This is a genomic window from Streptococcus oralis (assembly GCF_026782285.1).
GTDB classification, from domain to species: domain Bacteria; phylum Bacillota; class Bacilli; order Lactobacillales; family Streptococcaceae; genus Streptococcus; species Streptococcus oralis_CG.
Window position 1 is genome coordinate 91,130 of record NZ_JAKUWG010000001.1, and the last position, 19,224, is coordinate 110,353.

19 protein-coding genes, 1 tRNA gene, 1 CRISPR repeat array and 1 other annotated feature are annotated in these 19,224 nt (G+C 37.6%); of the genes, 14 read left to right on the forward strand and 6 right to left on the reverse strand.

The window, feature by feature from the left end; all coding sequences use genetic code 11:
* The first annotated feature begins 49 nt into the window (after positions 1-49).
* On the forward strand, positions 50-1,384 hold the full coding sequence (locus MK403_RS00400) for an Nramp family divalent metal transporter (protein ID WP_268708601.1): 1,335 nt from the start codon (positions 50-52) through the stop codon (positions 1,382-1,384).
* Between the two features lie 117 nt (positions 1,385-1,501).
* On the opposite strand, the gene MK403_RS00405 is transcribed toward MK403_RS00400, so the two are convergent.
* The gene (locus MK403_RS00405; protein WP_000710762.1) at positions 1,502-1,744 is read right to left on the reverse strand and encodes a type B 50S ribosomal protein L31; all 243 of its coding nucleotides are present in this window, start codon (positions 1,742-1,744) and stop codon (positions 1,502-1,504) included.
* A gap of 95 nt (positions 1,745-1,839) precedes the next feature.
* Positions 1,840-2,775 (reverse strand): DHH family phosphoesterase, encoded by a 936-nt coding sequence (locus tag MK403_RS00410; RefSeq protein ID WP_268708602.1) that lies wholly within the window; start codon positions 2,773-2,775, stop codon positions 1,840-1,842.
* 103 nt (positions 2,776-2,878) lie between these two features.
* Here MK403_RS00410 and MK403_RS00415 point away from each other — a divergent pair, with 103 nt between their 5' ends.
* From MK403_RS00415 to csn2-St, 10 genes are all read left to right on the forward strand, one after another.
* Entirely contained in the window at positions 2,879-3,322 is a 444-nt protein-coding gene (locus MK403_RS00415) for a flavodoxin (RefSeq protein ID WP_001162133.1), read from the forward strand.
* Positions 3,323-3,438: 116 nt separating this feature from the next.
* Positions 3,439-3,705 carry a chorismate mutase gene (locus MK403_RS00420; RefSeq protein WP_125847192.1) on the forward strand — a complete coding sequence of 89 codons (267 nt, stop codon included), beginning with the start codon at positions 3,439-3,441 and terminating at the stop codon, positions 3,703-3,705.
* Entirely contained in the window at positions 3,702-4,076 is a 375-nt protein-coding gene (crcB, locus tag MK403_RS00425) for a fluoride efflux transporter CrcB (protein ID WP_125838294.1), read from the forward strand. Before MK403_RS00420 ends, crcB (MK403_RS00425) begins: the two co-directional genes overlap by 4 nt.
* Positions 4,070-4,399 carry a fluoride efflux transporter CrcB gene (gene crcB / locus MK403_RS00430; protein ID WP_125454005.1) on the forward strand — a complete coding sequence of 110 codons (330 nt, stop codon included), beginning with the start codon at positions 4,070-4,072 and terminating at the stop codon, positions 4,397-4,399. Before crcB (MK403_RS00425) ends, crcB (MK403_RS00430) begins: the two co-directional genes overlap by 7 nt.
* Positions 4,400-4,517: 118 nt before the next feature.
* Complete coding sequence (gene rplS / locus MK403_RS00435) at positions 4,518-4,865, forward strand: 50S ribosomal protein L19 (protein ID WP_001068669.1); 348 nt, start codon at positions 4,518-4,520, stop codon at positions 4,863-4,865.
* A 42-nt stretch (positions 4,866-4,907) separates the two neighbouring features.
* Positions 4,908-4,979 (forward strand) — tRNA-Arg (locus MK403_RS00440).
* Between the two features lie 219 nt (positions 4,980-5,198).
* Complete coding sequence (cas9, locus tag MK403_RS00445) at positions 5,199-8,582, forward strand: type II CRISPR RNA-guided endonuclease Cas9 (protein ID WP_268708603.1); 3,384 nt, start codon at positions 5,199-5,201, stop codon at positions 8,580-8,582.
* A gap of 177 nt (positions 8,583-8,759) precedes the next feature.
* Positions 8,760-9,668 carry a type II CRISPR-associated endonuclease Cas1 gene (gene cas1, locus MK403_RS00450; protein WP_268708604.1) on the forward strand — a complete coding sequence of 303 codons (909 nt, stop codon included), beginning with the start codon at positions 8,760-8,762 and terminating at the stop codon, positions 9,666-9,668.
* 4 nt (positions 9,669-9,672) lie between these two features.
* A complete protein-coding gene (gene cas2, locus MK403_RS00455) occupies positions 9,673-9,996 on the forward strand; it encodes a CRISPR-associated endonuclease Cas2 (RefSeq protein WP_001268300.1) in 324 nt (107 codons plus the stop codon).
* Positions 9,993-11,036, forward strand: a complete 1,044-nt coding sequence (gene csn2-St / locus MK403_RS00460) for a CRISPR-associated protein Csn2-St (RefSeq protein WP_412080609.1) — start codon at positions 9,993-9,995, stop codon at positions 11,034-11,036. Before cas2 ends, csn2-St begins: the two co-directional genes overlap by 4 nt.
* 70 nt (positions 11,037-11,106) lie before the next feature.
* Positions 11,107-13,125: direct repeats of the CRISPR family, unit length 36 nt; unit sequence GTTTTTGTACTCTCAAGATTTAAGTAACTGTACAAC.
* An 88-nt stretch (positions 13,126-13,213) separates the two neighbouring features.
* Here the strand turns inward: csn2-St and yidA are convergent.
* Positions 13,214-14,020 (reverse strand): sugar-phosphatase, encoded by an 807-nt coding sequence (gene yidA / locus MK403_RS00465; protein ID WP_061453476.1) that lies wholly within the window; start codon positions 14,018-14,020, stop codon positions 13,214-13,216.
* A gap of 12 nt (positions 14,021-14,032) precedes the next feature.
* Positions 14,033-15,337, reverse strand: coding sequence for an HD domain-containing protein (locus MK403_RS00470; RefSeq protein ID WP_061453477.1), 1,305 nt, complete (start codon positions 15,335-15,337; stop codon positions 14,033-14,035).
* A 71-nt stretch (positions 15,338-15,408) separates the two neighbouring features.
* Here MK403_RS00470 and MK403_RS00475 point away from each other — a divergent pair, with 71 nt between their 5' ends.
* Entirely contained in the window at positions 15,409-15,798 is a 390-nt protein-coding gene (locus tag MK403_RS00475; RefSeq protein ID WP_081109405.1) for a YwiB family protein, read from the forward strand.
* Positions 15,799-15,810: 12 nt separating this feature from the next.
* Here the strand turns inward: MK403_RS00475 and MK403_RS00480 are convergent, their stop codons facing one another.
* Positions 15,811-16,893 (reverse strand): DEAD/DEAH box helicase, encoded by a 1,083-nt coding sequence (locus MK403_RS00480; RefSeq protein WP_061453479.1) that lies wholly within the window; start codon positions 16,891-16,893, stop codon positions 15,811-15,813.
* Positions 16,890-17,867, reverse strand: a complete 978-nt coding sequence (locus MK403_RS00485) for a Gfo/Idh/MocA family protein (RefSeq protein WP_061453480.1) — start codon at positions 17,865-17,867, stop codon at positions 16,890-16,892. Before MK403_RS00485 ends, MK403_RS00480 begins: the two co-directional genes overlap by 4 nt.
* A gap of 155 nt (positions 17,868-18,022) precedes the next feature.
* Here MK403_RS00485 and MK403_RS00490 point away from each other — a divergent pair, with 155 nt between their 5' ends.
* Together MK403_RS00490 and rplU are read left to right on the forward strand one after the other, a co-directional pair.
* Positions 18,023-18,709 carry a YoaK family protein gene (locus MK403_RS00490; protein WP_268708605.1) on the forward strand — a complete coding sequence of 229 codons (687 nt, stop codon included), beginning with the start codon at positions 18,023-18,025 and terminating at the stop codon, positions 18,707-18,709.
* Positions 18,710-18,773: 64 nt separating this feature from the next.
* Positions 18,774-18,861: a sequence feature (ribosomal protein L21 leader region), on the forward strand.
* A gap of 34 nt (positions 18,862-18,895) precedes the next feature.
* Positions 18,896-19,210: a 50S ribosomal protein L21 gene (gene rplU / locus MK403_RS00495; RefSeq protein WP_000109141.1), complete on the forward strand. Its 315-nt coding sequence runs from the start codon at positions 18,896-18,898 to the stop codon at positions 19,208-19,210.
* Positions 19,211-19,224: the final 14 nt, after the last annotated feature.

Sequence of the window (19,224 nt, forward strand, 5' to 3'; positions counted from 1 at the left end):
TATTCTATTAAGAAATATGTAAAGACAGATTAGAAAGTGGGAAATCTCTATGTCCTCTTATGAAAAAGTCTCTCTTTCTGAGATCAATCAATCTATTGAGACTCCAAATAACAATCATTTTTGGCAAAATCTAAAAGCATTCTTAGGACCTGGTGCACTTGTGGCAGTTGGCTACATGGATCCAGGAAACTGGATCACCAGCGTGGTTGGTGGTGCCTCCTACAAATATAGTCTCTTATTTGTTATTTTGATTTCATCCATCATTGCCATGCAGCTACAACAGATGGCTGGAAAGCTCGGTATCGTGACTAGGATGGACCTAGCACAGGCAACTGCACATCATGCTCCCAAGTGGCTTCGCTATAGTTTATGGGTGATTTTAGAATTAGCTTTAATGGCGACAGATTTGGCTGAAGTTTTAGGTTCAGCAATTGCCTTAAATCTTTTGTTTAAAATACCGATTATGATTGCTATCCTTCTAACCGTTTTGGATGTATTTCTTTTGTTGTTGTTGATGAGATTTGGCTTCAAAAAAATTGAAGCCATTGTTACGACTCTTATTTTAACCATATTAGCCATCTTTACCTATCTTGTGGCCTTATCCAGTCCAAGTATTCAGGGGATTATTGGTGGTTATTTACCAACTTCAACTTTATTTGAAACACCATTGCCAGGTCATGAAAGCCAATTAACCTTGGCTTTAGGAATTGTAGGAGCGACAGTCATGCCCCATAATCTCTATCTTCATTCTTCCCTATCCCAAACAAGGAAAATCGATCACAAAGATAAGAAGGATGTGCGGAAAGCCGTGCGTTTTATGACCTGGGATTCAAATCTTCAGTTGTCCCTAGCCTTTATTGTCAATTCCTTACTTCTCATTTTAGGGGCATCTCTCTTTTTTGGTCATGCATCTGAAATTTCAGCTTTTTCTCAAATGTACAATGCTTTACAAGATTCGAAGATAGCAGGAGCGATAGCTAGTTCAACTCTGTCAACTTTATTTGCCCTAGCCCTCTTAGCAAGTGGCCAAAATTCGACTATTACAGGTACCTTGACAGGACAGATTGTCATGGAAGGTTTCTTGCATCTGAAATTGCCCCAGTGGATTATCCGTATCGGTACACGTATTTTTGCCTTGCTCCCTGTGATTATTGTAGCCGTCTTGTTTGGACATCAAGAAAAAACCTTGGATCAGTTATTGGTCTATTCACAAGTCTTTCTGTCAATCGCTCTTCCGTTTTCAATCTTCCCCTTAATCTATCTGACTTCTAAAAAGTCACTGATGGGAGAATTTACCAATGCTAAGTGGAACACAATCCTAGGCTACGCAGTTTCCATTATCTTAACCATTCTCAATATCAAGCTTCTTTTCGATATTTTTTAAACTTGTTCAAATTAGTTCTCGGCACTAGCTTGAAGCTTGATATTGAGATAATAGTAGTGGTTGATTCATAAAAAGAAGTAAAAAAAAGAACAGTTGAAACTGTTCTTTTTTTTATTATTATTTGAGACCGTATTTTTTGTTGAAACGATCCACACGTCCATCTGCTTGAGTGAACTTTTGACGTCCAGTGTAGAATGGGTGTGAGTCTGATGAAATTTCCACACGGATCAATGGGTAAGTTTCGCCTTCGAACTCAACAGTTTCGTTAGAGCGTTTAGTTGAACCGCTAAGGAATTTGTAACCAGTAGTTGTGTCCATGAAGACAACTGGGCGATATTCTGGATGGATATCTTTTTTCATTTTGCAATATTTCCTTTCTGCCATGGTCTCTTTGCGAGCCATAGATTGTTACCTTACTAGTCTATCAGATTCTGAAAAGTTTGGCAAGTATTTTATCAGTTTTTAAGCAAGTTTTTTAACTTTTGGTAGATGATTTCGTTTTCTTCTAGACTATAGGAATTGGCGCCACTGGCTAATGGGTGCCCTCCTCCGTCGTGTTGTTTGGCAATTTCATTGATAGGGGTAATTTTACTGCGCATACGCACACGGAAGTGACCATCAGCTTGTTCAACAAAGATAGCCCAAGCCTTAACGGTATCGATTCGACCAGGTGCTCCAACAATCGCTGCTGTTTCAGCATCCGTAACCTTATATTTTTCCAAGATGTCTTGAGTAAGCAGAACGCGTGCAGCCCCATTCTCATCAACTTCTAAGTGATCATAAACATACCCTTGCAATTTTGCAATCTTGAAGCTCATGGTATCCATTTGACGAGACAGTCCAGCAAAGTCAAAATCAACTTCTCGGAGCTGGCCAGCTATTCTAAAGGTACGGGCACTAGTTGACGGGTAGAGAAAACGCCCTGTGTCTCCGACAATTCCTGCGTAGAGAAGTCGTGCCGCTTCGCTAGACAAAGTTAGTTGGTTTTCTTGAGCAAATAGAGCAATCATCTCGCTGGCACTGCTTGAACTTGTATCCACCCAAGATAGGTCACCATAGATATCATCATTTGGATGGTGATCGATTTTGATGGTGAAAGCAGCTTGTTCATAGCGTTTATCATCGATACGAGGACGATTCGCTGTATCACAAATAATAGCAAGAGCTCCTTGGTAGTCACTGTCTTGGACAGTATCCATTTCTGCCATCCAAGCTAGAGTTGGTTCGTTAAAACCGACTGCTTTGATGGTCTTTTCTGGAAAATGGTGTGTGAGAAGAGCTTTTAAACCTACCTGACTCCCTAAGGCATCTGGATCTGGTTTCATATGACGATGAATGATAATGGTATCGTATTCTTTGATTTTCTCTAAAATTTGCTGGCAAATTTCCATAACTAACCTCAATTCTTTCTCATTTCATTGTAGCACAAGAATTTTTATTTTTAAAATGAAAAAGATATGATATAATGGAGAAAGATAAATTGAGGAGGACGATATGGCATTAGCAAAAATTGTATTTGCCAGTATGACCGGTAATACCGAAGAAATTGCAGATATTGTTGCAGACAAATTGCGTGAATTAGGCTTGGATGTCGATGTGGATGAGTGTACAACTGTTGACGCTTCAGACTTCTTAGAAGCAGACATCGCTATCGTTGCGACCTATACTTATGGTGATGGAGAATTGCCAGATGAGATGATGGACTTCTACGAAGACCTAGCAGACCTCAACTTGAATGGTAAAATCTACGGAGTGGTCGGTTCAGGAGATACCTTCTACGACGAATTCTGTAAGGCTGTTGATGACTTTGATCGTGTATTTGTGGCGACAGGAGCTGAAAAAGGTTCAGAGTGTGTTAAAGTGGACCTCTCTGCCGAAGAAGAAGACATCGAACGCTTGGAACAATTCGCAGAAGAATTGGCTGCAAAAGTAGGATAAGAATCAAACTGCGCTGACTGAAAGGAGTCGGTGCGTTTTTTATTAGCTATTTTGGGATTTTACTAGCCTATTTGGTGGCTTTTTGATACAATAATTCAAATAAAGGAGGAGACACTATGGATTTAGATAGTATTCGGCAAGAAATTGATCAAATTGACGATCAAATCGTCAAGCTCCTGGAAGAAAGAATGCATTTAGTTGAAGGGGTTGTCGCTTATAAAAAAGCATCTGGTAAACCAATCTTAGATTCTAAGAGAGAAGAAGTTATTTTTGAAAAAGTCAAAAATCGAGTAGAAGATAAGCGCTATCAGGAGACCATTGTTGAGACTTTTTCAGACATTCTCAAACGTTCGCGTGATTATCAGGATCAAAACATCAAATGAAAAAAGAACAATTTTATCCGCTAGGGATTTTTCTGGCTGCTATGTTGGGAGGTCTTGTCCGCTATCTGGTTTCCACTTGGTTACCAGCTAGTCCAGACTTTCCTTGGGGTACCCTCCTTGTCAACTATCTGGGTATTTTCTACCTGGTCTATCTGGTAAAAGGCTATCTGGCCTATAAGGGAACCAGCAAGGGCTTGGTTTTGGCGCTTGGGACAGGATTTTGTGGTGGCCTGACAACCTTTTCTAGTCTAATGCTTGATGCCGTGAAATTGCTCGATACCGGGCGTTATCTTAGCTTAATTAGCTATCTGCTTTTGAGTATTGGAGGAGGTCTGCTATTGGCTTATATTCTAGGGAGGAAGAAATGGTAATCATCTATCTTGCAATCGCCTGCGGGTTCGGAGCACTGGTGCGTTATTTCTTTTCTCGCTATAATCAATCCTCGAAATTGCCCCTAGGAACTCTCATAGCCAATCTTCTCGGTTGTTTTTTGATTGGCTTGCTCTACAACCATGTGGAGTCCAAGGAAGTCTATGCTATCCTAGCGACAGGTTTCTGTGGTGGGTTGACGACCTTTTCAACCTTGAATGATGAGCTGCAAAGACTACTTAGTGACAAGAAGGTATTTTATAGCTATTTAGTCTTAACCTACATAGGTGGTTTTCTAGCGATTTTTTTAGGAATTCTGCTATAAATTTCTTTACTTTTATGTGGAAATTTGGTAAACTGTATCTTGTGTGTAATGGACGCACAAAAATACAGTTTATCCGCTGAGGAAGGTTCCTCAAGATTGACAAAGATAGGAGAATAAAATGAATCCATTAATCCAAAGCTTGACTGAAGGTCAACTTCGTACAGATATCCCATCATTCCGTCCTGGTGACACTGTTCGTGTACATGCGAAAGTTGTCGAAGGTAACCGTGAACGTATCCAGATTTTTGAAGGTGTTGTTATCGCACGTAAAGGTGCTGGCATCTCAGAAAACTACACAGTTCGTAAAATCTCTAACGGTGTAGGTGTTGAGCGTATCTTCCCAATCCACACTCCACGTGTTGAAAAGATCGAAGTTGTTCGTTACGGTAAAGTACGTCGTGCGAAATTGTACTACTTGCGTGCACTTCAAGGTAAGGCAGCTCGTATCAAAGAAATCCGTCGTTAATTCGACTAAAAAACTCTGCTTACCTAGCAGAGTTTTTCTCTAGCTCCCTTAGTTCAATGGATATAACAACTCCCTCCTAAGGAGTAGTTGCAGGTTCGATTCCTGCAGGGGGCATATAAACTATTGATTTTTATTCAGAAATCACTCAAGTTAAAATAGAACTTAAAAAGCGTTAGATTACGCTTTTTTGTTTTTATCAATGATGAAAACGGGAGAATTTGCATATAATTATAAAAAGACAGGATATTTTAGTTAATTGCATATAATGATTTGATTTTTTAGGAAGTAAAGAGTAAAATTTAATTAATATGATAATTAGTTAGGAGTTTGACTATGAACGGTTTAGTTTTAGGTTTGGATATTGGTATTGCCTCCGTAGGAGTGGGAATTCTAGAAAAAAATTCTGGTAAGATTATCCATACGAATTCTCGTATTTTCCCAGCTGCAACTGCTGATAGTAATGTTGTAAGAAGAAGTAGTAGACAAGCTAGACGATTAAATCGTCGAAAAAAACACCGTAGAGTTCGCTTTCAGGATCTATTTGAAGACTATGGTTTGTTAACTGATTTTTCTAAGGTATCCATTAATCTTAATCCATATCGACTTCGTGTAGATGGCTTGAATCAACAACTAACGAATGAAGAGCTGTTCATAGCTTTAAAGAACATTGTTAAGAGACGTGGTATTAGCTATTTAGATGATGCTTCTGAGGATGGGGGTACAGTATCGTCTGATTATGGCAAGGCAGTTGAGGAAAATAGAAAATTACTTGCTGAACAAACACCTGGTCAAATCCAACTTGATCGTTTTGAAAGATATGGTCAAATAAGGGGAGATTTCACTGTTTTAGAAAATGGTGAGAAATGCCGATTGATCAATGTTTTTTCAACATCTGCGTATAAAAAGGAAGCTGAAAGAATTCTTAGAAAACAGCAGGAATTCAATAGTAAAATTACGGATGAGTTTATCGAGGATTATCTAAAAATCCTTACAGGGAAAAGAAAATATTATCATGGACCAGGAAATGAAAAATCTCGGACGGATTATGGACGGTATACTACTCATAAAGACTCTAAAGGGGAGTACGTAACATTAGATAATATTTTTGGTGTTTTAATTGGTAAATGTACATTTTATCCTAATGAATACAGAGCCTCTAAAGCTTCCTATACTGCTCAAGAGTTTAACTTACTAAATGATTTAAATAATTTAACAGTTCCTACAGAAACGAAGAAACTTAGTGAGGAACAAAAGAAAGTTATTGTTGAATATGCTAAGGAAGCTAAAACCTTAGGAGCTTCAACCTTATTGAAGTACATTGCTAAAATGATTGATGCTTCAGTAGATCAGATACATGGTTATCGAGTTGATGTAAACAATAAACCTGAAATGCATACTTTTGAAGTATATCGAAAAATGCAATCGCTAGAAACAATTTCAGTTGGGGAATTATCTAGAAATGTTCTAGATGAACTTGCCCATATTTTAACTCTAAATACTGAACGAGAAGGTATAGAAGAAGCGATTAATACGAAGTTAATGGGTGTATTTAGTCAAGACCAAGTACTTGAATTGGTTCAATTTAGAAAAAATAATAGCAGTCTATTTAGTAAGGGATGGCATAATTTTTCTCTTAAACTCATGATAGAATTGATACCAGAACTCTATGAAACTTCAGAAGAGCAAATGACAATTCTAACACGATTGGGGAAACAAAAAAACAAAGAGACATCAAAACGAACTAAGTATATTGATGAAAAAGAAGTAACAGAAGAAATCTATAACCCTGTAGTAGCGAAATCTGTCAGACAGGCCATAAAGATAATCAACGAAGCAACTAAAAAATATGGTATCTTTGATAATATCGTTATCGAAATGGCGCGTGAAAATAACGAAGAAGACGCTAAGAAAGATTATATAAAACGTCAAAAGGCAAACCAAGATGAGAAAAATGCAGCTATGGAAAAAGCGGCGTTTCAATACAATGGGAAAAAAGAGTTGCCGGATAACATTTTTCATGGGCATAAGGAATTAGCTACTAAGATTCGTTTATGGCATCAACAGGGAGAAAAGTGTCTCTATACTGGGAAGAATATTCCAATTTCAGATTTAATCCACAATCAGTACAAGTACGAAATTGACCATATTTTACCTCTTTCTTTATCGTTTGATGATAGTCTATCTAATAAAGTATTGGTTCTAGCTACAGCAAACCAGGAGAAGGGACAGCGAACACCGTTTCAGGCTTTAGATAGTATGGATGATGGTTGGTCCTACCGTGAGTTTAAATCTTATGTAAAAGAGTCTAAATTATTAGGTAATAAAAAGAAAGAGTACCTTTTAACGGAAGAAGATATTAGTAAAATTGAAGTGAAGCAGAAATTCATCGAACGGAATTTAGTTGACACTCGATATTCTTCTCGAGTTGTTTTAAATGCTCTACAAGATTTTTATAAAGCGCATAAATTCGATACAACTATTTCGGTGGTACGTGGACAATTTACCTCTCAGCTAAGAAGAAAGTGGGGACTTGAAAAATCTCGTGAAACCTATCACCACCATGCTGTGGATGCCTTAATTATTGCTACTTCGAGTCAATTAAGATTATGGAAAAAACAGAATAATCCTTTGATTTCTTATAAAGAAGGACAATTCGTTGATTCAGAGACTGGAGAAATCCTTTCATTATGTGATGATGAATACAAGGAATTAGTATTTAAAGCTCCATATGACCATTTTGTTGATACATTGCGTAGCAAGACATTTGAGGATAGTATACTGTTTTCTTATCAAGTAGATTCAAAATACAATCGAAAAATTTCAGATGCAACCATTTACGCAACAAGAAAAGCGAAATTGGATAAAGATAAGTCTGAAGAAACTTATGTTTTAGGTAAGATTAAAGATATTTATAGTCAAGCAGGATATGATGCTTTCATTAAAATTTATAATAAAGATAAGAGTAAATTCTTGATGTATCACAAAGATCCACAAACATTTGAAAAAGTGATTGAAGAAATTTTAAGAACCTATCCTTCTAAAGAATTGAACGATAAAAATAAAGAGATCCCTTGCAATCCTTTTGAGAAATATAGACAAGAAAATGGGCCTATTCGAAAGTACAGTAAAAAAGGTAATGGACCAGAAATTAAATGTCTGAAATACTATGATAAAATTATTCCAGAATCATTTATTAATATAACACCTCATAATAGTAATAATAAAGTGCTTCTTCGTCAATTATATCCTTGGAGAACAGATGTTTATTTTAATCCACAAACTGATAAATATGAGTTGCTAGGATTAAAATATGCAGATCTACAATTTGAGAAAGCAACTGGGAAATATTCTATAACTATTGATAAATATAATGAAATTAAAGAAAAAGAAGGAGTTAGCAAGGAGTCAGAATTCAAATTTACCTTATATAAAAATGACTTACTTTTGATTAAGGATACCAAAAATAATGAAGAACAGATTTTTAGGTTTTTATCTAGAACAATGCCTAATCAAAATCACTATGTCGAATTAAAGCCTTACGATAAAGGTAATTTTGAAGGTAAAGAAAAAATCAAAGTGTTAAAAATGACCTCTAATGGTCGTTGTATAAAAGGATTAGGAAAGAAATATCTCTCTATCTACAAAGTTAAAACTGATATTTTAGGTAATAAACATTTCATTAAAAAAGAGGGTGACGAACCAAAACTCAAATTTTAAAAAATATTTAAAAAAGAGTTGCAAACGCTTGTACAATGTATTATAATAGTAACTGTAAGGGACGCCTTGCACAGTTACTTAAATCTTGCAGAAGCTACAAAGATAAGGCTTCATGCCGAATTCAACACCCTGTCAATTATGGCTGGGTGTTTTCGTTTTGTGAAAGAGGAAAATACGATGACTTGGAGAATTGTGCATGTCTGTCAGAGTGAAAAAATGCAATTGAAGTTGGATAACCTTTTAATTAAGAAAATGGGTCAAGACTATGTTATCCCACTGAGTGATATTTCGATAATTGTGGCAGAAGGAGGGGAGACTGTTGTAACTTTAAGATTATTAAGTGCTTTAAGTAAGTATAATATTGCCTTAATTGTCTGTGATAATGAGCACTTGCCTACAGGAATTTACCATTCACAGAATGGCCATTTCAGAGCCTATAAAAAATTACAGGAGCAATTATTGTGGACACAGGAACAAAAAGACAAATTATGGCAAATAGTAACCTATTTCAAAATAAACAATCAGCAAGATGTTCTTGCAATGTTTGAGAAAAATATTGATTGCATTCAATTATTAGCAGACTATAAAGATCATATTAAATATGGAGATAAAACCAATCGTGAAGGTCATGCTGCTAAAGTCTATTTTAACGAACTCTTTGGAAAGAAATTCGTACGTCTTACACAACAGGAAACGGATGTCATCAATGCTGGTCTAAATTATGGTTATGCGATTATGAGAGCTCAGATGGCACGTATTATTTCTGGGTATGGTTTGAATCCCTTGATTGGCATTTTCCATAAGAATGAATATAACCAATTTAACTTGGTTGATGATCTAATGGAACCTTTTCGGCAGATTATCGATGTCTGGGTCTATCAAAATTTACGAGATGAAGAGTATTTGAAATATGAATTTCGTCTAGCGTTGACAGATACACTGAACGCAAAGATACGTTATGGGAAAGAAACGTGTTCTGTAACGGTAGCAATGGATAAATATGTCAAAGGTTTTCTAAAATGTATCTCTGATAAGGATACTAGTAAATTTTACTGTCCAATAGTTTCGAGTGTAGAATGGAGTTAAAGAAATGAGGTATGAAGCATTGAGATTATTGTGTTTTTTTGATCTACCAATGGAAACAAATCAGGAAAAAAGAGTCTATCGTAATTTTCGGAAAGACTTAATCGCAAACGGTTTTGAAATGTTGCAGTTTTCTGTTTATTATAGAACCTGTCCGAATCGAAGTTTTGCTAGTAAATTCTATAAAAAATTAAGTCAGAGTAATTTACCAAGTGGGAATGTCCGTTTGCTAGCAGTGACTGAGAAACAATTTTCTGAAATGGTTTTGATTATAGGTGGGAAAACAAAGCAAGAAGAAGTAGTCAGTGATAATAAGTTGGTAGTTATATGAAAATGAACATTAGTCATCCGTATAAGGATAATATTTCATTAAGTTTTGGCCAATTTACTCAAATTGTAGGTCAAGATCAGCAATTAAAATACTATATTTGGCAGATACTATTATGGTATTTTGGAGGAAAAAAATATAGTGAGGAAGATTTAGTTCTATTTGAACAAAATGAGCCTAAAATACTAATAGACGATACAATGGTTTCCCGGTCAGAATTCAGTGTTATTCAAGTATCCAATATCAATGATTTAATTGAACAAATAGAATATAAAAAAGGAACAGTAGCCTATGATTATATAAAGAAAAAGATTAATTCTATGGAGATAATGGAGCAAATTGAAAATATCAATGATAATCTAGATAGGATTTCACTTCTATTGAATCAGAAGTTGAATCTTCAAATAGATGATATTATCTATCATACCGAAGCAAAATATTTTAATACAGATCAATTGGTTCAAAAGAATTTTTTACCATACTTTGGGAAAAATAATAAAAATATTTCATTTGAATTTGTAGACAATAAGACAAAGTTTTTATTATTTCTTTCCATGTTAGAAGTTATGGCGACGAACAGTTCTGAAAAGTTTTTGCTTGTCTTACGAAATTTGGATGATTTTCTATCCTATAATGATTTTGTTGAATGTTGCGAGAAAATGGAGTTTTTGATTAATCATAGCGATTCATTATATATTGTTTCATTTCCTTCCAATGAAGGTTATCTTCATGTATCGAAAGAAGTTTTAGAGGAAATCAATATTGTTTCCGATTATGTTGATCATTTTTATTCTTTAGAATTTATGTATGATCGCTTTACCAATCAGTATCCAATAAATCAAATACCTGATGAACAAGAATTTTTAACCTCTTTAAGAAAAATTGGATCCTATTTATTTAGCTCGGACATTCTCCACATGAGTTTATCTGTAGAAGATCAAGTAGCATTAAAAATTTTGAATAATTTGTATCAGTACAAAATAAAAACAAAATTCCGTATTGAATCAGTCAATCCAATGTTATTGAAATATTTGGAAGAATAGTATTGACGAGTGAGATTTAAGGCTTTATAATGTTTTTGAGGGCACAAAAATCAAAATTGACGAATTTGAGGTTTTTGTACTCTCAAGATTTAAGTAACTGTACAACCGAACGAGCAGGCTCATATCCTCGGTAGCCGTTTTTGTACTCTCAAGATTTAAGTAACTGTACAACTAGCTGGGACGCTGAAGCTCTTGCGTTCATGTTTTTGTACTCTCAAGATTTAAGTAACTGTACAACAGTAGGACAACCGTTCGAAATTGTTCGAAGGTTTTTGTACTCTCAAGATTTAAGTAACTGTACAACCAAGTGGTAAAACTACTTCGGCGCTAGACAGTTTTTGTACTCTCAAGATTTAAGTAACTGTACAACCTCATGTTGAAATTAACGGCTCCACTGTTAGTTTTTGTACTCTCAAGATTTAAGTAACTGTACAACTTCAAGATGGTTTATCATTTGATGCTGATGGTTTTTGTACTCTCAAGATTTAAGTAACTGTACAACTTTTTGGCTTGAATCAAGACGGGAGTAGCAGTTTTTGTACTCTCAAGATTTAAGTAACTGTACAACTAGACTAGACAAGCGTATCAATGACCTAGAGTTTTTGTACTCTCAAGATTTAAGTAACTGTACAACCCAACTGTATTTTCCATTTCCCATACCAAGGTTTTTGTACTCTCAAGATTTAAGTAACTGTACAACTTAGGACGATTACTTTGTCAGTCCTATTCAAGTTTTTGTACTCTCAAGATTTAAGTAACTGTACAACTTTTCGGGTTGAATCAGGACGGGTCAAGCAGTTTTTGTACTCTCAAGATTTAAGTAACTGTACAACTGCGTTTTTGTTTCAGTTTTTGAGGAATGGAGTTTTTGTACTCTCAAGATTTAAGTAACTGTACAACCTCAGATTGATCAATTCAACAAAGAGCAAGGTTTTTGTACTCTCAAGATTTAAGTAACTGTACAACCTTTCTAAATTTATGCGTATTGTGCGACAAGTTTTTGTACTCTCAAGATTTAAGTAACTGTACAACCTGCAAGTCGCTCATGCTTGCATTGTAGGCGTTTTTGTACTCTCAAGATTTAAGTAACTGTACAACAGCCAATATAGAAGTAGGCTGGAAGTCCAGGTTTTTGTACTCTCAAGATTTAAGTAACTGTACAACTCGCTTGACCTACTCCAAGAATATCTTCGGGTTTTTGTACTCTCAAGATTTAAGTAACTGTACAACTTTCGCATAAATTCTTTACGATTTCAAAAGGTTTTTGTACTCTCAAGATTTAAGTAACTGTACAACCATAGATTTCGCTAACTGTTCATAGCGATTGTTTTTGTACTCTCAAGATTTAAGTAACTGTACAACCTTAACGCTGCTGTTGCTGACCGATTGAAAGTTTTTGTACTCTCAAGATTTAAGTAACTGTACAACAGAAAAAGAAAGCGGATTTTACAAGCTATTGTTTTTGTACTCTCAAGATTTAAGTAACTGTACAACCTTGACGGTGATTTCATTTATGCGAGCTTTGTTTTTGTACTCTCAAGATTTAAGTAACTGTACAACTGACTGGGCAAATAATTTTAGGGATTATGCGTTTTTGTACTCTCAAGATTTAAGTAACTGTACAACCGCAATGGCCGTTGGTTGGGTGCTTGTGAAGTTTTTGTACTCTCAAGATTTAAGTAACTGTACAACTTGGTATAAATGTGGAGTGGCTGGTGGTTGGTTTTTGTACTCTCAAGATTTAAGTAACTGTACAACCTTGTCCTTAAATGTTTCGAACATATTGCGGGTTTTTGTACTCTCAAGATTTAAGTAACTGTACAACCTGCGTTCTTGCGTGTGTTTGCGAATCAGCGTTTTTGTACTCTCAAGATTTAAGTAACTGTACAACAACCTGTTTTCTAACCCTTTCAATTTCTTTGTTTTTGTACTCTCAAGATTTAAGTAACTGTACAACCAGGAAATCATCAGCCTGAAATCGAGCATCGTTTTTGTACTCTCAAGATTTAAGTAACTGTACAACGAATAAATCAAGCTGTCAGCGTTTCATCTTGTTTTTGTACTCTCAAGATTTAAGTAACTGTACAACTAGATTCAATTTATTGATTTACTTTCATTGTGATATATTCATACAAAAACCGCTCAGTTGAGCGGTTTTCGTCTATTCTTATCTTTTGCTACAATACCCACGTACGGATGGCATGGGCAACGCCGGATTCGTCGTTTGTTTTGGTGATGTATTTGGCGATTTTTTTGAGTTCTGGATTTCCATTTTCCATGACAACGGGGTTACCAACGACTTCCAGCATAGCACGGTCATTTTCTTCGTCACCGATCGCCATGGTTTCATCTTTGGTCAATCCTAGTTTTTCGGCTAGGTGAGTGATGGCTGAACCTTTATCTACATTCTTTTTAAGGAGTTCGAGGTAGAAAGGAGCAGATTTGTTGATAGAGTAGCATTCGTAAAATTCTGCTGGAATCTTTTCAATCGCAGCATCGAGAATTTCTGGTTCATCAATAAACATACACTTGACGATCTCCTTGTCAGCCATTTCTTCAGGTGTACGGTAGAAGATAGGCATGCTGACGAGGGTTGATTCGTGCACTGTGTATTTTCCGATATTGCGATTGGCTGTGTAGATACCGTCCTTAGTAATAGCATGCATGTGGACACCGAGCTTGCGACTGAGAAATTCCATATCCAGATAATCCTCATAGGTCAAGGATTCGCTGATAATCTCCTGGCCAGTAGCAGTTTCTTGAACAAGGGCACCGTTGAAGGTTACCACATAATCACCTTCGTCTCTCAACTGCAAGTCGTCCAGAAGTTTGGCAACACCTGCGATGGGACGGCCCGTTGCAATCACGACTTTGACACCGGCTTGTTTGGCGTCTTGGATGGCAGAAAAGACTTCAGGAGTGATTTCCTTTTTACTGTTGACAAGGGTACCATCGATATCGACGGCAATTAGTTTAATACTCATATATTTCCTCTATTAGTTCTTATTTGGGGTAAAATGATCGTTCTCAATCAAGTGTAAAAATTGCTGGGTGATACTTGCGAAGATGCTATTTTCATCTAGCATTTCTTTTGGGAAATAGAAACGATTGTCTCCGTGGCGGCTGCCAGCAAGGGATCGGACGATAGGAGACAGGCTAGAGAGTTCTGCCAGTTCTCCATTTTTCTGTAAAATCTCAATCTGTGTCCGCGGGTTTTCAGATTCGGGACGATAGATATCATAAGGGAGGTCGAAGTTCTTATGAATGGCAGTGTAGTAGTCGGGATCAAAGCCGATGTCCTCAACCAATTTTCTCATGCTGGCGAGCTGGTCTTGGTCTTCTTGAGAAAAGGTAATGGATTTAAAGACCTTGCGGTTGACAAAGCGTTGCGACAAGTCGGCTAGTATCTTGTCAGGACTGGTCATCCAGAGCTGGAAGTAGGTATTCATCACGCCATCATCAAGAGCCAGATAGTCAGACAAGGTCACATTTTTTTCAAAGAAAGGAAGGAGGTGTGGAGAAGTGCGTGCAAAGAAGTCCTTGTCCTCAGGGTAGAGTTCCTTGGCATGTTTGAGGAGATTTTGTAGGAGAACTTCCATGGCGCGTGTTGCTGGGTGGAAATAAACCTGCATATACATCTGGTAGCGACTGAGGACGTAATCTTCGATGGCATGCATGCCATTGCGCTGAAAGGCGATACCATTCTCTATAGGACGAATGACACGCAAGATCCGAGTCAGGTCAAATTCTCCATAGGATGCTCCTGTAAAATAAGAGTCACGCAAGAGATAGTCCATTCGGTCCGCATCAATCTGGCTAGAAATGAGTTGCACTACCTGCTTGTTAGGATAGGTATGATCTATGACACTAGCCACCTTTTTTGGGAAATCAGGCGCCACTTGTAGCAGAACTTGGTGAATCTCTGTTTCAGGGCTTTGGATGATTTCCTGAGTAATGACCTCATGATCTGTATCAAAGAGATGTTCAAAAGTATGGGAGTAGGCACCATGCCCAAGGTCATGTAGGAGAGCAGCGGTCATGGTCAAGAGAGACTCAGCAGGGTCCCATTCTTCAGGATATTTTTCTTCAAAAATCTCCGTGATGCGTCGTGCAATCTCATAGACCCCCAAACAGTGAGAAAAGCGGCTGTGCTCCCCACCGTGGAAGGTATAACTGGAAGTTCCTAGTTGCTTGATACGGCGCAAGCGTTGAAATTCTTTTGTATTGATCAAGTCATAAATGACCTGATTGTTTACATGGATATAGTTGTGAACTGGGTCACGGAATACTTTTTCGTTCATATGACCATTATAGCAAAATCCTGTTCTTTTTGGTAAAATAGTAGGACAAGAGACAAGAAAGAGGACATGATGTGAAGATTCGGATGCGAAATACGATTCAGTTTGATGAACAGTTGGAAGTGATTGACCAACTCTATGACGTGGAAGTGCGTGAAAAAGGAGATTATAGCTATTTACTCTTTTATAATGAGGAAAAGGAAAAAGTGGTACTCAAGTTTCATGGTCAAGAACTGGTAATGACACGTTTCTCCAATCCCAAGACCATCATGCGTTTTCTAAAGGATAGCGATAGCTTGGCCTATATTCCTACTCCAATGGGGATGCAGGAGTTTATCATTCAAACGAGTCACTACAAACTAGATGGGCAAAAGATTGAGCTAGCCTATCAACTACAAAACCAAGAGGGACATCCCTTTGCTGGCTATCAACTAGAAATTACTTGGGGACAAGAAAAAGGTTAGCGAGAGCCAACCTTATTTGATATAGAGTTCTTGGTTTTTTAGGACAATTTCACGTACATTTGCGAACTTCTTGAGTTTTTTAAGTTCTTCTGGATGGGTTACGAGAGTGATCACATAGCCCTCTTTGCCCATGCGACCTGTACGACCAGCGCGGTGAGTGTAAGTTTCGATGTCTCTAGGAATATCAAAGTTTACGACACATTCGAGGCTATCGATATCAATTCCGCGAGCCAGAAGGTCAGTTGCAAGAAGAAGAGTTAGTTGCTTGTTCTTAAACTTTTCCAAGATAACTTTTCTAAACTTGACATTGACATCGCTAGCGAGGGAAACAGCCAAGATATCCCGATACTGTAGTTTTTCCTCTGCGTTTCCAAGGTCTGATAGGCTGTTAAAGAAGATCAGACCACGAAAATCCTCTACATGAGCTAGCTTTCGTAGCATATCCACTCGGTGACGTTGGTCTACCTGCATGTAGAAGTGTTGAATGTTGTCTAACTTTTGGTCAGAAAGATCAATGGTGCGCGTGTTTTGAGCAACCTTTTCTTGGTCAAACTTGGTCGTCGCACTCATATAGATGAGTTGATGATCACGAGGTGCGTAGTGAGTGATTTTCTCGACAAAGTGTATCTGAGAATCATCGAGCAATTGGTCAAATTCATCCAAAATGATGGTTTCCACATTCATCATCTTGATTTTTTTCAATTTGATGAGTTCAAAGATACGGCCAGGAGTTCCAATGAGAATTTCTGGTCCTTTTTTAAGACGTTCAATCTGGCGTTTCTGACTCGAACCTGATAAGAAGAGCTGAGCAGTCAAGCCGATAGCTTCTGCCCACGTTTTACATACATCAAAAATCTGTCCAGCAAGTTCTGTATTTGGTGCTAGAATCAAGAGTTGTTGGGCTTTTTTCTTTTGTAGTCTGAGCAGACTTGGTAGGAGGTAAGCTAGGGTCTTACCAGTTCCTGTTGGGCTCACTCCCAGAAGGTTTTCTCCATCGAGAATGGGCTCAAATAGTTGAGTTTGAATGGGGGTGAATTCTTGGAAACCGAGTCGGTCACTTAGTTCTTGCCATTCAGTAGGTAGTTTGGTTTTCATTTTTCTGCCTCAAATCTAATGCCAGCAGTCTGGCGCATGGTATGTAATAGGTCATGAACAGAACCTGCATCATCCAGCCAGTTCTGGTAAAGTGTCTGGTCTGGTTGCTGGATCATGTGTGCAAATGAAGTGGCTTCCTCAGTCATGGTATGAGGAGCTTGTTGGATAGGGAGCTGGACTTGATTTCCTTGGTGGTCTGTAAAAATAGCTGAGCGGACATGTTCAATCGTGTTGAGGGTCAAGGTTCCATCTGCTGTGTAAATCTCGCAAGGAAGATTGGAAGTGATGTTTTTCCCAGCCTTGATATGAACTTGAAAGTCAGGGTAGAAGAGGATACCGTCGCCATTTAGGTCAATGCTATTTTCAAGCTGTTGAGCCTGATAGGTCGCATCCTGAGCCTTTCCAAAGAGGCGAACGGCAACGTAGAGAGGATAAATCCCCAAATCCATAAGAGCTCCGCCAGCAAAACGGTCTGAAAAGACATTGGGCGTCTGTCCCGCCAACAAGTCAGGCATCTTGGAAGAATACTTGGCATAGTTGAAATCTGCTCCCAGCACTTGCTTGTCTGCTAAAAAGTTTTTGATAGTGGTAAAAGCTTCCTCGTGGTAATTACGAGCTGCTTCGAAGATAAAACAGTGATTTTCCTTAGCCGTTTGAACCAAATCTAGCCATTCATGTGGCTGAGTGACAGCTGGCTTTTCAAGAATGACATGCTTACCAAAAGACAAGGCAGCCTTGGCTTGAACAAAATGCAAGGAGTTTGGACTAGCGATATAGACTATATCAAAGGAAGACTTAAAGAAGTCTTCTAATTGATCAAAGAGTTGGATATCTTGATAGCGAGAAGCAAAGGTTGCTGCAGTTTCTAACTTTCTAGAATAGACTGCGACTAGCTGGTATTCACCACTGGCGTGGGCTGCTTCTATGAAGTGATGGCTGATAGCCCCTGTTCCGATGACACCTAATTTAAGCATAAATACTCCTTTTCCGACTTCAATTCCTTCCTTCATTATAACATACAAAAGAAGGACTATCCAACAGATGGTAAAAATTTTCAAATGGACTACGCATTTCTTGGAGAAAGTGGTACAATATTTAGATAAGTAGATGAAATGAGAAGGGGGAGAAAATGAGATTATTACCAATAAGAAAAATATCACGTCAGTCTAAGAGACTAGCGCTTTTTTTGACTTTTTGCGCAGGATATGTAGATGCCTATACCTTTATCGTGCGAGGGAATACCCTTGTGGCTGGACAAACTGGGAATGTGGTTTTTCTTTCTGTAGGACTCATTCAGCAGAATGTTTCAGATGCTAGTGCTAAAGTAATGACCTTGTTTTCCTTTATGATGGGTGTCTTTTTTCTGACATTGTATAAGGAAAAACTACGAATTGTTAAAAAGCCGATTTTATCCTTGCTTCCGCTTGCAGTCCTGTCCCTAATTATTGGCTTTGTGCCGCAAACGGTTGATAATATCTATCTTGTACCGCCTTTGGCCTTCTGTATGGGACTGGTGACAACTGCCTTTGGAGAAGTGTCAGGTATTGCCTATAATAATGCTTTTATGACCGGGAATATCAAACGAACCATGTTAGCTTTTGGAGATTATTTTCGGACCAAGCATACGCCTTTCCTACGAGAGGGATTGATTTTTGTTAGCTTACTTAGCAGTTTTGTCTTCGGAGTTGTTTTTTCAGCCTATTTGACTATTTATTATCAGGAGAAGACAATTCTAGGTGTTCCCCTGATGATGAGCATCTTTTACATCAGTATGCTTTTTGCTTCTTGGAGAAAAAAAGGGAAAGAAAAAGCTTAATTTTAATTGATTTTACTTGTAAGAAAAAAGAAGATATGCTATACTTGAAGAGTTGACTATGCACAGTCCTGTGCAACCGCACGATCATCGTCGCTTGGTTATCCAAGTTTAAGTGGTTCGTCCCACGATGCAAGGCGAGTCTTCACAAAAATACGGGGAAACCCTAAAAATCATAGGAGGTGCATAATGAGCACATACGCAATTATCAAAACTGGCGGAAAACAAGTTAAAGTTGAAGTTGGTCAAGCAGTTTACGTTGAAAAATTGAACGTTGAAGCTGGTCAAGAAGTTACTTTTAACGAAGTTGTTCTTGTTGGTGGTGAAAACACTGTTGTCGGAACTCCACTTGTTGCTGGAGCTACTGTAGTTGGAACTGTTGAAAAACAAGGAAAACAAAAGAAAGTTGTTACTTACAAGTACAAACCTAAAAAAGGTAGCCACCGTAAACAAGGTCACCGTCAACCATATACAAAAGTTGTCATCAACGCGATCAACGCTTAATTTTAAGGAGAACA

Excerpts from the sequence above, each read along its gene's own strand:
- MK403_RS00490 (WP_268708605.1), top strand. The coding sequence starts at position 18,023 with ATGAGATTATTACCAATAAGAAAAATATCACGTCAGTCTAAGAGACTA.
- MK403_RS00420 (WP_125847192.1), top strand. The coding sequence starts at position 3,439 with ATGGATTTAGATAGTATTCGGCAAGAAATTGATCAAATTGACGATCAA.
- MK403_RS00485 (WP_061453480.1), bottom strand. The coding sequence starts at position 17,867 with ATGCTTAAATTAGGTGTCATCGGAACAGGGGCTATCAGCCATCACTTC.
- crcB (WP_125838294.1), top strand. The coding sequence starts at position 3,702 with ATGAAAAAAGAACAATTTTATCCGCTAGGGATTTTTCTGGCTGCTATG.
- MK403_RS00410 (WP_268708602.1), bottom strand. The coding sequence starts at position 2,775 with ATGGAAATTTGCCAGCAAATTTTAGAGAAAATCAAAGAATACGATACC.
- cas2 (WP_001268300.1), top strand. The coding sequence starts at position 9,673 with ATGAGGTATGAAGCATTGAGATTATTGTGTTTTTTTGATCTACCAATG.
- MK403_RS00480 (WP_061453479.1), bottom strand. The coding sequence starts at position 16,893 with ATGAAAACCAAACTACCTACTGAATGGCAAGAACTAAGTGACCGACTC.
- csn2-St (WP_412080609.1), top strand. The coding sequence starts at position 9,993 with ATGAAAATGAACATTAGTCATCCGTATAAGGATAATATTTCATTAAGT.
- MK403_RS00415 (WP_001162133.1), top strand. The coding sequence starts at position 2,879 with ATGGCATTAGCAAAAATTGTATTTGCCAGTATGACCGGTAATACCGAA.
- MK403_RS00405 (WP_000710762.1), bottom strand. The coding sequence starts at position 1,744 with ATGAAAAAAGATATCCATCCAGAATATCGCCCAGTTGTCTTCATGGAC.
- rplS (WP_001068669.1), top strand. The coding sequence starts at position 4,518 with ATGAATCCATTAATCCAAAGCTTGACTGAAGGTCAACTTCGTACAGAT.
- rplU (WP_000109141.1), top strand. The coding sequence starts at position 18,896 with ATGAGCACATACGCAATTATCAAAACTGGCGGAAAACAAGTTAAAGTT.
- cas9 (WP_268708603.1), top strand. The coding sequence starts at position 5,199 with ATGAACGGTTTAGTTTTAGGTTTGGATATTGGTATTGCCTCCGTAGGA.
- MK403_RS00400 (WP_268708601.1), top strand. The coding sequence starts at position 50 with ATGTCCTCTTATGAAAAAGTCTCTCTTTCTGAGATCAATCAATCTATT.
- yidA (WP_061453476.1), bottom strand. The coding sequence starts at position 14,020 with ATGAGTATTAAACTAATTGCCGTCGATATCGATGGTACCCTTGTCAAC.
- MK403_RS00470 (WP_061453477.1), bottom strand. The coding sequence starts at position 15,337 with ATGAACGAAAAAGTATTCCGTGACCCAGTTCACAACTATATCCATGTA.
- crcB (WP_125454005.1), top strand. The coding sequence starts at position 4,070 with ATGGTAATCATCTATCTTGCAATCGCCTGCGGGTTCGGAGCACTGGTG.
- cas1 (WP_268708604.1), top strand. The coding sequence starts at position 8,760 with ATGACTTGGAGAATTGTGCATGTCTGTCAGAGTGAAAAAATGCAATTG.